11 protein-coding genes are annotated in these 12,522 nt (G+C 68.6%); 5 read left to right on the top strand and 6 right to left on the bottom strand.

Going from position 1 to position 12,522, the window contains the following annotated elements; all coding sequences use genetic code 11:
* Nucleotides 1-35 precede the first annotated feature (35 nt).
* Nucleotides 36-2,354: a LuxR C-terminal-related transcriptional regulator gene (locus ACFVBH_RS10940; protein WP_354986295.1), complete on the bottom strand. Its 2,319-nt coding sequence runs from the start codon at nt 2,352-2,354 to the stop codon at nt 36-38.
* A 306-nt stretch (nt 2,355-2,660) separates the two neighbouring features.
* Here ACFVBH_RS10940 and ACFVBH_RS10935 point away from each other — a divergent pair, with 306 nt between their 5' ends.
* Nucleotides 2,661-3,032 (top strand): MmcQ/YjbR family DNA-binding protein, encoded by a 372-nt coding sequence (locus ACFVBH_RS10935; RefSeq protein WP_379001696.1) that lies wholly within the window; start codon nt 2,661-2,663, stop codon nt 3,030-3,032.
* Between the two features lie 34 nt (nt 3,033-3,066).
* On the opposite strand, the gene ACFVBH_RS10930 is transcribed toward ACFVBH_RS10935, so the two are convergent.
* The 5 genes from ACFVBH_RS10930 to ACFVBH_RS10910 form a co-directional block, all read right to left on the bottom strand.
* Nucleotides 3,067-4,011: an alpha/beta hydrolase fold domain-containing protein gene (locus ACFVBH_RS10930; protein WP_379001202.1), complete on the bottom strand. Its 945-nt coding sequence runs from the start codon at nt 4,009-4,011 to the stop codon at nt 3,067-3,069.
* Nucleotides 4,012-4,144: 133 nt separating this feature from the next.
* Complete coding sequence (locus ACFVBH_RS10925) at nt 4,145-5,374, bottom strand: bifunctional 3,4-dihydroxy-2-butanone-4-phosphate synthase/GTP cyclohydrolase II (protein WP_379001201.1); 1,230 nt, start codon at nt 5,372-5,374, stop codon at nt 4,145-4,147.
* A gap of 193 nt (nt 5,375-5,567) precedes the next feature.
* The gene (locus ACFVBH_RS10920) at nt 5,568-7,283 is read right to left on the bottom strand and encodes an MFS transporter (protein WP_354986299.1); all 1,716 of its coding nucleotides are present in this window, start codon (nt 7,281-7,283) and stop codon (nt 5,568-5,570) included.
* Nucleotides 7,284-7,364: 81 nt separating this feature from the next.
* Complete coding sequence (locus ACFVBH_RS10915; protein ID WP_354986300.1) at nt 7,365-8,036, bottom strand: PadR family transcriptional regulator; 672 nt, start codon at nt 8,034-8,036, stop codon at nt 7,365-7,367.
* A 67-nt stretch (nt 8,037-8,103) separates the two neighbouring features.
* A complete protein-coding gene (locus tag ACFVBH_RS10910) occupies nt 8,104-8,940 on the bottom strand; it encodes an IclR family transcriptional regulator (RefSeq protein WP_354986301.1) in 837 nt (278 codons plus the stop codon).
* Between the two features lie 246 nt (nt 8,941-9,186).
* Here ACFVBH_RS10910 and ACFVBH_RS10905 point away from each other — a divergent pair, with 246 nt between their 5' ends.
* From ACFVBH_RS10905 to ACFVBH_RS10890, 4 genes are all read left to right on the top strand, one after another.
* Entirely contained in the window at nt 9,187-9,699 is a 513-nt protein-coding gene (locus tag ACFVBH_RS10905) for a flavin reductase family protein (protein ID WP_379001200.1), read from the top strand.
* A gap of 109 nt (nt 9,700-9,808) precedes the next feature.
* Complete coding sequence (locus ACFVBH_RS10900; RefSeq protein ID WP_379001199.1) at nt 9,809-10,969, top strand: Rieske 2Fe-2S domain-containing protein; 1,161 nt, start codon at nt 9,809-9,811, stop codon at nt 10,967-10,969.
* A gap of 11 nt (nt 10,970-10,980) precedes the next feature.
* Nucleotides 10,981-11,226, top strand: coding sequence for a hypothetical protein (locus ACFVBH_RS10895; protein WP_354986304.1), 246 nt, complete (start codon nt 10,981-10,983; stop codon nt 11,224-11,226).
* Between the two features lie 160 nt (nt 11,227-11,386).
* Nucleotides 11,387-12,499: a 2Fe-2S iron-sulfur cluster-binding protein gene (locus ACFVBH_RS10890; protein ID WP_379001198.1), complete on the top strand. Its 1,113-nt coding sequence runs from the start codon at nt 11,387-11,389 to the stop codon at nt 12,497-12,499.
* Nucleotides 12,500-12,522: the final 23 nt, after the last annotated feature.

Here is a 12,522-nt window from a genome sequence, read left to right as displayed (position 1 = left end):
TCAGATCGGGGACGCGCCGCGGCCGGCGCACGGACTCAGAGCTGATGTTCGTGCGCCCAGGCCGCGACCTGGGTGCGTGAGGTGAAGCCCAGTTTGGTCAGGATGTGCTCGACGTGGGTTTCGGCCGTGCGAATGGAGATGACCAGATCCGCGGCGATGCGCTTGTTGCTGTGCCCGGCCGCCACCAGCCGCGCCACGTCCTTCTCACGGCGGGTCAGCACATTCGTTTCCGACACCGCGACCGCCGACTTCCGGGGCGCGCGCGTGACCACCGGTTCGAGCGCGGGGGCGGCGGGGGCCGGGGCACGGCCCATCGCGTAGTCGATGGCCTCCTCCAGCGGCATGTTCGCGCCCGCGCCGAAGGCGGCGCGGAACGCGTCCTCGCCCAGGGCCGCGCGCATCTTGCAGCGCTCCTTGTCCCCGACCGCGACGGTGATGGTGTGCGCCAGTCGAATCGTGCTGCGCTGCAGCGATTCCGCGGCGCCCAGCAGCCGGGCCGCGCGCTCGGGGTCGCCCGCCGCGGATACGGTCCAGGCCAGGCCCTCGAAGGCGGAGGACAGCCAGATGCAGCGGTCGAAGAGCGCGAGCTGTTCGATGGCGCGCCGGTGATACTGCGCCGATGCCTCCAGATCGCCCAGCCGCCAATGGTTTATGCCGACCGTCCACAGCGCCAGTCCGCCCAGCAGATGGGATCCGCTGGCGGTCGTCAGCTTCAAGAAGCCCTCGGCCAGCTCGGTGCGGCCCGGCGCGTCCAGCACCATCGCGCACATGAAAGAGAAGGCGTGGCTGTCCATCTCGATGGCGTCCTGCCCGTGTGCGGCCGCCAGATCGATGGCCTCGTGGCCCAGTTCCAGGGCGTAGGCCTGATCGCCCTCGGCGAAGGCGAGCAGTGAGCGATCCAGGGATGCTTCGGCCATGATGTCGGAATCGTCGAGGCTGGCGGCCAGTTCCAGGCAGTCCGCGACCAGCTTGGCCGCGGAGTGCTGATCCCCGAGCAGCGCGGCCAGCGAGGCGGCCGAGGACAATGCCTTGGCGCGTTCGGCCGTCGGCTCCGGATTGCGCGACAGCGCGTCCACCAGCCAGCGGTACCCCTCGGACAGGAAACGATTGTGCTCCCAGAACGGGCGCAGCACCGTGACCGTCGCCATGGTATCCAGCGGTTCGTCCTCGAGCCCGGTGCGCAGCGCCGCACGCAGATTCGCGTGTTCGCGGCTCAGTTCGCGGAACCAGGCCACGTCCTCGCCGGTCCAGTACGCGGTCTGCCCGCGCATGGCCAGCTGCCGGAAGTGCGCGCGATGGCGGGCGCGCACAGCGGCCGATTCGCCGCGTTCGGCGAGCCGGTCCACCGCGAACTGGCGAATGGGCTCGAGCATGGAGTAGCGGGCGGTGTCGCCGTCCAGGCGCAGCAGCACCACCGATTTGTCGACCAGCCCGGTGAGCGCGTCCAGCAGCGCCCCCTTGGCCTTGCGCGGCACGCCGAGTTCGCACACCGCCTCGGCGGCCTCCAGGTCGAAACCGCCGGCGAAGACCGAAAGCTGTTCCCACAGCAGCTGTTCGGCGGGGGTGCAGAGGTCGTAACTCCAGCGGATCGCGCCCTCGATGGTCTGCTGGCGTTCGGGCGCGGTGCGCGGCCCGGCGCTGAGCAGTTCCATGGTGTCGTCGAGGCGGTCGAGAATCTGTTCCGGGGTGAACATCCGCAGCCGCAGCGCCGCCAATTCCAGGGCCAGCGGCATGCCTTCGAGCCTGCGGCAGATCTCGGCCAGCACCGGCCGGTTGGCAGCGGTGACCACGAACGCCGGATTGGCGGCGCTGGCCCGTTCGGTGAACAGCGTCAGCGCGTCGCCGTCGAGCCCGGAGTCGTTGTCCGGCACCGTCAGTGGCGGTACCGGCATGACCTGCTCGCCGGGGATGCCGAGCACCTCGCGGCTGGTCGCCAGCACCCGCACGTCCGGGGTGGTGGCGATGATGCGCCCGACCAGTCGCGCGCATTCGTCGATGAGGTGTTCGCAGTTGTCCAGGATGAGCAGCAGGCGCTTGTTCGCCAGGAACTCGGTCAGCCGGGGCAGCGGCGCGGTCGACTCGTCGCGGAGATCCAGGGCCTCGGCCACGGTGAGGGTGACCAGCTCGGGGTCCTGGACATCGGCCAGTTCGACCATCCAGACGCCGTCGGGGAACGCCCGCGCCACCAGTTGCCCGATCTGCCGGGACAGCCGGGTCTTGCCCATGCCGCCCGGACCCAGCAGGGTCAGTACCCGGGTGGTGGGCAGCAGCCGCTTCGCGGTAGCCAGTTCGTCGCGGCGCCCGACGAAACTGGTGACCTCGGCAGTCAGATTTCCATTGCCACGCCGTGCCATGCGCACCAACCTATGCGATTTGTCGGGTTCCCTGCCAGCGACGCCCCATAAGCCCTGCTCGTCGCCGATCGCCAGGCGTGCTCGCGGGCACTGTGCCCCGGCTTACACCCCATGACGCTCCGAACAGGCATCATTCCGGCTCATCGCCCGATTTGTCGGGTTTTGCGATGTGAAGACGGCATGATTTCCGACCTGCCCCATATGCCGCCTTTGCCGTCTGTGCCGGAGCCCGGCGGCTACCCTCGAAGGGTGCCGACCAAGCCGCGCTGCGCCCGTCTGGCGGATGTGCACGACCTCGCCCTGGCGATGCCCCACGTGACCGTCGAATACGGCCCCGCCGAGAATCCCGTGTACCAGGTGGGCGCGAAGTCCTTCATCTTCTTCCGGACGCCCCGGCCGGACGCGGTCGATCCCGAGACCGGGGACCGCTATCCGGACGTCATCGTCTTCTGGGTGCCGTCCGAATCCGACAAGCAGGCCCTGGTGCAGGACCCGGACTCGCCCTTCTTCACCACACCGCATTTCAAGGGCCATTCCTCGGTGCTGTTGCGCTCGGCGCGCCTGCCCGAACTGACGCTGCAGGAGCTGACCGAGATCATCCAGGACGCGTGGCTCAGCCGTGCCTCCGCGACGCGCGCCCGCGCCTGGCTGGCCGAGCATCCGCGTCCGGGCGACTGATCGCGGCCGTTCCGATCGCCGCGGGGTGTCCCGCCTAGGTTCCGGGTTCACTTGGCGCACGGGGCTTTTCCTCGGTTCCGGCCAGTGCCCGGGCGAGAGTGTCGAGCAGCACCGCCCGCGCGGCGCGGCCCTCGCGCACCGGGATCAGCGGATGGACGTGCACCAGCCCGGGCGCTTCGTGGTAGTCGATCTCCACGTCCGCCGCCCGGGCCTTGGCGACCAGCAGTTTCACATCCGGCCAGACGATGTCGCGGGTGCCGCTGAAGACCGTCAGCGGTCCCAGCCCGTCCATGTCGGCCATGAGCGGGCTGACCCGCGGATCCGACAGCGGCAGCACCCCGCGCCAGAGCTCGATGAAGACGCGGGTGCCCTCCTTGCCCAGCCAGGGGTCGGTCGGCAAGACGACGTCGATCTCGGGGTTGGCCAGCGACAGATCCAGCGCGGGGGAGATGAGCACCGTGCGCGGCAGGCGAATGCCGTGCTCGTCGCGCAGCACCGCGGCGGTGGACAGCGCGATCTGCCCGCCCGCCGAATCGCCGGCCAGGCAGACCTCGCCGTAGCGGGAACGGTTGGCCAGCACCAGCTCGCACACGCCGGCGACCACCTCCTCGGCGGTCCCGAAGGGCACGAGCGGATAGATGGGGACGGTGACCGTCGCACCGGCCGCGACGGCGATGTCCGCGGCCAGCGCCCAGTGCTGCGGGGAGATCTCGTTGACCCAGGCTCCGCCGTGCAGGTACACCACGTTGCCGCGCACCCGGCCGGTGCGCGGCGTGATCGTGTACACCGGCCAGCCGCCCACGTGATCCGCGCTGACCGCGACGCCGGTGCGCAAACGCCGGGGCGGTCCGTAGCTCTTGGGTCGAATGGTGCGTTCGCGCAGATGTTTTCGTGCGCCGTCGGGACCCAGGTACGGCCGATTCGCGCGAATGAGCCGAAAATAGTTCGGCAGCACCACGCGGCTGAGAAAACTCGGCACCTTGACCTCCTGCGACTGCCCGCGTCACGTTGCGCGACCCGACCCTACCGAATGCGCGTCCGAACGGCCGGAAGTCCGCCAACAGCGGCGGGATGGACTTTCCGCCCGGTGCGTTGCCGCCGTCCGGACACGATCAGTGAAAGCCGACCGCGGCGTCGATATCGGGCAGCTGATGGCGCATGCGATCCCTTTTGGTGCGCAGGTAATGCACATTGTGTTCGGTGGGCGCGGTGTGCAGTGGAACCCGCGCGGTCACCGAAATGCCGTGCGACTCCAGCCCGAATTGTTTGGCCGGGTTGTTGCTCAGCAGCCGGACCGAACGCACGTCGAGATCGGCGAGGATGCGGGCGGCGGCACCGTAGTCCCGGGCGTCGATGGGCAGCCCGAGCCGGACATTGGCGTCCACGGTGTCCGCGCCCTGATCCTGAAGTTCGTAGGCGCGCAGTTTGTTCAGCAGGCCGATGCCCCGGCCCTCCTGCCCGCGCAGGTACACCACGACCCCGCGCCCGTGCTCGGCCACCGCGGCCAGCGCCGCGTCGAGCTGTTCGCCGCAGTCGCAGCGCCGGGACCCGAAGGCGTCCCCGGTCAGGCATTCCGAGTGCACGCGGGTCAGGGTGTCCGCGCCGGCCGGATCGCCGTACACCAGCGCCAGATGTTCGGTGCCCGAGTGCTCGTCGGCGTAGCCGACCACCCGGAAGTCGCCGAAGCGGGTGGGCAGGCGGGTCTGCACCACCCGCGCGATCCCGTTCTCCAGCCGCCGGCGGTACTCGATGAGATCGGCGATCGAGACGATCGGAATGCGGTGCGCGCGAGCGAAGATCAGCAGCTCGGGCAGGCGCGCCATGGAGCCGTCGTCGTTGACGACCTCGGCGATCACCCCGGCCGGGCGCAGTCCGGCCAGCCGGGCGAGGTCGACCGCGGCCTCGGTGTGGCCCGGGCGGCCGAGCACCCCACGGGGATTCGCGCGCAGCGGGAAGACGTGCCCGGGCCGGGACAGCTCACCGGCGCGGGTGCGCGGATCGGCCAGCAGGCGCATGGTGTGCGCCCGGTCGGCGGCCGAGATGCCGGTGCTCACACCGGAGATCGCGTCCACCGAGACCGTGTACGCGGTGCCCTTGGGATCCTGATTGATCGCGGTCATCGGCGGCAGCTGCAACCGGTCCAGATCCTCGCCCGCCATGGGAACGCAGACCACGCCGCTGGTGTGGCGCACCAGGAAACCGATGTTCTCCGGGGTCGCCTTCTCGGCCGCGAGCACGAGGTCGCCCTCGTTCTCCCGATCCTCGTCGTCCACCACGAGCACCATGCCGCCTGCCGCCATCGCCGCTACCGCGGTTGCGATGCTGTCGAGCTCACCGGTCATCGTCGACCACCTCCTTCGGGTATTTCTAATAGAAATATGCCCGGCGCGGAACAACGAGGCAGGATCCCGCTCAGTGGTCGCGGATGTGCGCCCCGAATCCGGATCGGGCCATCATGGGCGCGGAGTTGTTTCCAGTACGCCCCAACGGCCCGAAGGCGATATGCCTTCGGGCCGTTGGGGTATCGGAGGTGGATCAGTGCGCCGTGCCGCCGGTGGCGGGGGTGCGGCCGTGCTTCATCAGGATCGCGCCGATCAGGGCGATGACCGCCGCGCCCGCGATGAAGTAGAAGCTGATCTCGTAGCCGGAATCGGCGTACAGCAGCGGAATGTCCTGGGTGACGGGTTCGGCGCCCATCACCGTCACCACGGCCTGCACCGGATTGGCGTTGAGGAACGCGGTGGCCACCGCGAGCCCGATCGCCACGCCCATGGCCTGCATGACCCCGAGCATGCCCGCGCTGATGCCCTGTTGTTCGGCGGGCACGCCCTCGACTATGAGGTTCGGCATGGCCGCGTAGTACAGGCCGAACGCGATGCCGAACACCGCGCTGACCAGGGCCAGCGTGCCCCAGGTATGGGACATCAGGGCATAGGCGATGGAGGAGCCGATGAAGATCGTCAGGGCCACGATGAGCGGGGCTCGGGCTCCGGAGCGGCGGATCCAGAGACCGCCGACGAATCCGAGGATCATCGAGATCACCGCCTGCGCCAGCGCGATATGGGTCGCGAAGCCGAGCAGACTGAGTCCGTCACCGTAGGTGTAGCCGGGATCCAGTTCGACCTGGACCATGTCCGGGGGCAGCTGGGAGTACACGGCCTCGGGCGGCACCACGACCGCGCCCGGCGGCAGCTCCACCCCCGGCGGCAGCGCGGCCTTGGCCTGGGCCTCGGCGCCCTTCTGCGCCTGTTCCAGCGCCCCGGCCTTGACCTGATCCCAGGTGGCGGCCTTCACCTGCTCCACGACCTCCGCCGCGGGCGGCGACTGGGTCATGTAACCCACCGCGTAGGACTGGTAGCCGATGGTGAACGACGCCAGCAGCGCGACGAACAGCACCACGCTCACGCGCGGGTTCATCAGCAGCTTCATGTCCATGATGGGCTGCTTGACCTTGGTCTCCACGATCGGGAACAGCGCCAGCAGCACCAGGCCGCCGATGAGCCACGCCAGCGAGGAGGGCTTGGACCAGCCCCAGTGCTGGCCGTTGTCCAGGTAGATCAGGGTCAGCACCAGACCCGCGCCGAGCAGGGACGCGCCGAGCAGATCGAGCTTCTGCGGGGTCCGCAGCTTGGACTCCGGCACGATCACCCAGACCAGCGGAATCATCACGACGGTGAAGGCGAACAGGAACCAGAAGATCGCGCGCCAGCTGTAGTTGTCGACGATGAAGCCGCCCAGCAGCGGGCCCGCCAGGGCCGCGACGCCCAGACCGGTGGAGGCGATGCCCAGGCCGACCGGAACCAGCTTGCGCGGCATCAGATCTCGAATGAGACCGTACGAAATGACCGCGGTGGCAATGGCGGTGGCCTGCAGGCCGCGCCCGACGAGGAACAGCATCCAGTTGCTGGTGATCGCGCAGATGACGCAGCCGATCATGAACAGGATGCCGCAGGTGAGGAACATCTTCTTCTTGCCGATGATGTCGCTCAGTTTGCCGATCAGCGGCGAGGTGGCCGCGCCGACCACGCCGAAGACGATGATGGCCCAGTTGATGTTCGCGCCCTGGCTGGGGAAGGTCGGCGCGATCTGTCGCAGCGCGGCCGAGACCATCACGTACTGCATCGGGGCGACCTCGGTGAACAGCACGATCACCGCTAGGACGGAGAAGATCCGGAGCTTCGATGCACCATCGAGGCGGCCGGTGTCGTCGACGACGCCGTCGGGCGTCGTGGTTTCGACAGTGGTGGACATTGGCGCACTCCAGGTGAGTAGGTAACACGTTTGATGTGAACCGTGTCACGCTGTGTGCGCGCCGACTATGAAGAAGTCCGTTCAGTGGGAATCAGTCGTTTCCCGGTCCGTTGAACGGGAATCTTCGGGATTCGGCTTCGCCGCGGACCTGCGGCGACTACGCTTTCGTGCCAATTTATCCAGATCGGCCAGGAGGTCCTCGGCGAATTCCTTTTCGGCCTCGTAATGCTTGACGCACCAGCGCAATACGGCACTGGGATAGGCCCATTCCGGATTGGCGTCCGCGCCGTCCGCGTCGGCCTGCGCGCGCCGGCGCTGGGTCTCCGCGTAATCGATGTGCTGGCCCAGGATTTCGCGCATGCGATCGGGCTCGGCCAGATGGCCGAGCCAGGCACGCAGCATCACACTGTGTTTGAGCACAGGCGCCTCGACGGGGGAGTGATTCACCCAGTGCGAAGCCGCTTCCCGGCCGCTGTCGGTGATGGCGTACATGCGCTTGCCGCGCATGCCGTCCTCGGAGACGACGGTTCGCGAGATGGCGAATCCGTGTTTCTCCAGCCGTTTGAGTTCGGCATAGATCTGACTGAACGACGGGCTCCAATAGAAGAACTGCAGACTCCAGTCCGCCCATTTCTTCAGGTCGTACCCCGAGAGTTCCTCTGCGTGCGAGAGCATTCCGAGCACGGCCCACGCCGTGGTCGGCAACTCCGGGATCGCCTGCTGTTCCTCGGGGCGCGCGGCGCCATCGGTCATCATGGAACTGTATCGCCCCCGCATGTGCCTGCCTTCTGAAGTTCCGGGCAACCTGGATCGGCCGCGTTCAGCGCCAGTGCGCGCGACGCGGGAACAGCGCCCGGCCGGCCTCGTGTGCGACCTCGAGCACGACGCGGGCCAGCCGGTCGTAGCTCATGCCGTCGGCGCGGCCCGAGAGCGAGAGGGCGGCGGGCGCGGTGCCCCGACCGCGCAGCGGCGCTGCGACACAGGCGATTCCGACCACGGCCTCTTCCCGGTCGATGGCGATGCCCTGGCGCAGGCGGATCTGGGCGAGTTCGCGGGCGAGCGCCTCGGGCTCGCAGATGGTGCGCGGGGTCAGGCGCGGCAGCCGGGTGCGCAGCGCGGCCTCGGCGATGTTCGGCTCGAGACAGGCGAGCATGGCCTTGCCGACGCCGGTGGCGTGCGCGGGCATCCGGCCGCCCAGGCGGGTGGGCAGGCTCGCGGCGAAGCGGCCGCCGGCCTTGTCCAGGTAGACGACGTCGCGCCCGTCCAGCACCGCCAGGTGTCCGACCATGCCGGTGCGCTGGCTCAACTCGTGCAGCAGCGGGCTGACCGCGTCGCGAATCTCGTTGTGGTCGGCGGTGAGTCCGCCGAGCTCGAGAGCGCGCATGCCCAGGCGGTAGCCGCCCGAGGTGTGCGCCAGCCAGCGCAGCTTGATCATCTGATCGAGAATCCGGTGCACGGTGGAACGCGGCAGCCCGGTGCGCTCGACCAGGCCGAGCAGGGTGAGGGTGGGGGTGGAGGCGTCGAACGCGTCCAGGATCAGCGTCATCCGTTCGATCATCGAGACCGGCACTTCGGCGCTGGTGTTACGAGATTCCTTGGAACGCATGGGGTTGTGAGCGATTCGAGCTTCCGCCGAGGCGAGCGTGGCGACGGACATATGAGCCTCCGTTGGATCCGACATCCAGTCTAGGGATATTCCGAATAGGCATGTGCCGGTTTCGGACCTTGTGCTACCCATCACAGTGCCCTGGACCACACCCGGAGGAATCGGGAGAACTACGTAGGTTTCGTCCCGATCTACGGATTCATGTCTCGGTGACCGAACCCGGATATTGACGCCTCCCCGGCCCGACCTGCTGTCATGACTGCCAGCTATATGTCGAATCGAAATAGAGGAGTCACCGTGGAACCGGTGCTGGAGGTAGATCTCGTGGCCGCACGGATCGATCCCGCCGCCTTCAAGGCAGTGCTCGGGCGCTTCGCCTCGGGGGTCACCGTGATCACCGCCGTGGACGCCGGCGAACCCGTCGGGTTCGCGTGCCAGTCCTTCGCCTCGCTGTCCATCGACCCGCCGCTGGTGAGTTTCTTCCCGGCGCGCACCTCGAGCACCTGGCCGCGCATTCGCCGGGTCGGGACGTTCTGCGTCAACATCCTGGCCGAGGACCAGACCGAGATCTGCCGGCAGCTCGGGCGGCCCGGCGCGGACAAGTTCGCCGGCATCGACTGGATTCCCTCGGGCAACGGGTCGCCGCTGCTCACCGGCGCGCTGGCGACCATCGACTGCACGCTGCGCGAGGAGGTCGACGGCGGCGACCACACGGTGGTCATCGCCGACGTCACCGGCCTGAACGAACACTCCGACGCGACGCCGCTGCTGTTCTACCGCGCGGGCTTCGGCCGGTTCGACGCGCACTAGCCGCGGCGTCTCGCACACCAGTAGCAACCTCCCGCCCAGTGAGACATCCGTTGTCATCGGCGTCACATCGGCGGGAACCATCGAAGTAAGGCAAGGGAGAGGAATTCACATGAGCACCGATGGTGTGGCATCGGCCGAAGTGCGGGTCATCGACGCGGGCGCACCGCCTGCCCGGTTCGCGCGCGGCTGGCACTGCCTGGGTCTGGCCGACTCCTTCCGGGACGGAAAGCCGCACACCGTCAAGGCTTTCGGCACCGAGATCGTGGTCTTCGCGGCGGAGGACGGCACCCTGAACGTGCTCAACGCGTACTGCCCCCACATGGGCGGCAATCTCGCCGACGGCACCGTCAAGGGTGATTCACTGGCCTGCCCGTTCCACGACTGGCGCTGGAACGGCAAGGGCAAGTGCACCGGCATTCCGTACGCCCGCCGGGTGCCCCCGCTGGCGCGCACCAAGGCGTGGCCGACGATGGTCGAGAACCATCAGCTGTTCGTCTGGCACGACCCGGAGAACAAGCAGCCGCCCGCCGAGGTCGCGATCCCGCGCATCGACGCCGCGTTCAGCGACGAGTGGACCGACTGGACCTGGAACACCATGATCGTGGACGCCAACTGCCGCGAGGTCGTGGACAACGTCGTGGACATGGCGCACTTCTTCTACGTGCACTACGGCTTCCCGACCTTCTTCAAGAACGTCTTCGAGGGCCACACCGCCAGCCAGTACATGACCTCGGTCTCGCGCGAGGACATGATGGGCGAGACGGCGAAAGCGCTGGGCGGCAAGAACGTCCTGCAGTCCGAGGCTTCGTACTACGGGCCGTCCTACATGATCGACTACCTGAAGTCCGAGAGCGCGAACGGCCTGGTCGTCGAGGGCTACCTCATCAATTGCCATTACCCGATCAACGAGAACCAGTTCATGCTCATGTACGGGGCCATCGCGCGTAAGCCCGACGGCGTCCCGGCCGAGCAGGCGGCGGAGATCGCGCAGAAGTTCGTGGGCGGGCTCGGCAAGGGCTTCGAACAGGACGCCAACATCTGGAAGCGCAAGTCGCGCATCAACAATCCGCTGCTGTGCGAGGAGGACGGGCCGGTCTACCAGCTGCGCCGCTGGTACGAGCAGTTCTACACCGACGCCGCCGCGGTCACCGAGGAGATGACCACCCGCTTCGAGTTCGAGGTGGACACCACCCGCGCGGTCACCGCGTGGGAGGCCGAGGTGGCCGACAACCTGGCCAAGCGCGCCGAAGCCGCCGCGGCGCAGGGCTGAGAGGCGCCGCCATGGATCAGGTGTCGTGCGGGTCCTGCGGGACCTGCGTGCTGGTGGAGAAGTTCAGCCCGCAGCACACCAGCGTGCAGTGGAACCGGGTCGCCGAGGCCGCCTGCACCGAACTCGCGGGCGCGGGCCTGAAATCGCACACCTGCCACGCGCTGCGGGACAGCATCGAGGCGGCGGTGGCGGCCGGTGCCCTGGGCGCGAGCACCCGCGACGCGGACGTGCGCACCCGCGGCCGGACCCTGGCCTAGGGCGGGGCGGTTGGCGACGGGCCGCCGCCGAGCGTCAGCGACGGTCCGCCGCCAAGCCTGAGAAACAGGCCGCCCGGCAGCGTCGGCGGTCGACCCTCGAATGGGCTACCCGGTAGGCCCGGAAACGAAACAAAAGCAGACGAATGGAACTGGTAAAGCGATGACGGTGGTAGACCTCGAACCGGATACGGCACAGTCCGACGCCGACGACGCGGTGCGGACCGCGCGGCAGGCGGGCGGCGCGGCCACGGTGCGGGTCGTGCGCGTGGTGCGCGAGACCGCGGACGCGGTCTCACTCGAACTCGCCCCGGATCCGGCGCACGCCGATCGCTTCGGCTACCGGCCCGGGCAGTTCCTGACCCTGCGCATTCCGAGTGAGCGCACCGGCTCGGTGAGCCGCTGCTACTCGCTGTCCAGCGCACCGCACGAGGACGGTCCGCTCAAGGTCACCGTCAAGCGCACCGCCGACGGCTACGGCTCGAACTGGCTGTGCGACAACGCCGCCGAGGGCATGAGCCTGGACGTGCTGCCGCCCGCGGGCCTGTTCACCCCGGCGTCGCTGGACACCGATCTGCTGCTGTTCGGCGGCGGCAGCGGGATCACCCCGGTGCTGTCGATCCTCAAGGCCGCCCTGGCTCAGGGCTCGGGTCACATCACCCTGGTCTACGCGAATCAGCACGAGAACGCGGTGATCTTCGCGGCCGAACTGGCGGAACTGGCCGCCGCGCACCCGGATCGGCTGTTGGTACTGCACTGGCTGCAATCGGTGCAGGGTCTGCCCAGCGTCGCGCAGCTCACCGCGCTGGCCGCGCCCTGGGCAGCGCGCGAGGTCTTCGTCTGCGGCCCCGGCCCGTTCATGGACGCGGTCGCGGCCGCCATGACCGCGCTGGGCGCCGATCGCGGCCGCGTGCACGCGGAGAAGTTCGTCTCCCTCGCGGGCAACCCGTTCGAGATCGACACCGCCCCGGTCGACATGGACGCCGCGGCCGCCGCCGGCGACAACGCCGTCGCCCGGGTGGAACTCGACGGCGAAAACCACGAGGTCACCTGGCCCCGGCAGCAGACCCTGCTCGACGTGCTGCTGGCCAAGGGCCTGGAAGCCCCCTACTCGTGCCGCGAGGGCGCGTGCAGCGCGTGCGTGTGCCGCGTGGTGTCGGGCGAAGTATCCATGCGTCGCAACGAGGTACTCGAGGACGCCGACCTGGAAGAGGGTTATGTGCTGGCCTGCCAGGCGGTTCCGGTCACCGACGACGTCTCGATCACCTATTCCTGACCGCTGTTCCCGAAATCGCTACC

The organism is Nocardia sp. NPDC057668 (assembly GCF_042799795.1).
Classification (GTDB): domain Bacteria; phylum Actinomycetota; class Actinomycetes; order Mycobacteriales; family Mycobacteriaceae; genus Nocardia.
The sequence above is the reverse complement of the archived record's forward strand: the minus strand, read 5'-3'. Positions and strand labels throughout refer to the sequence as shown.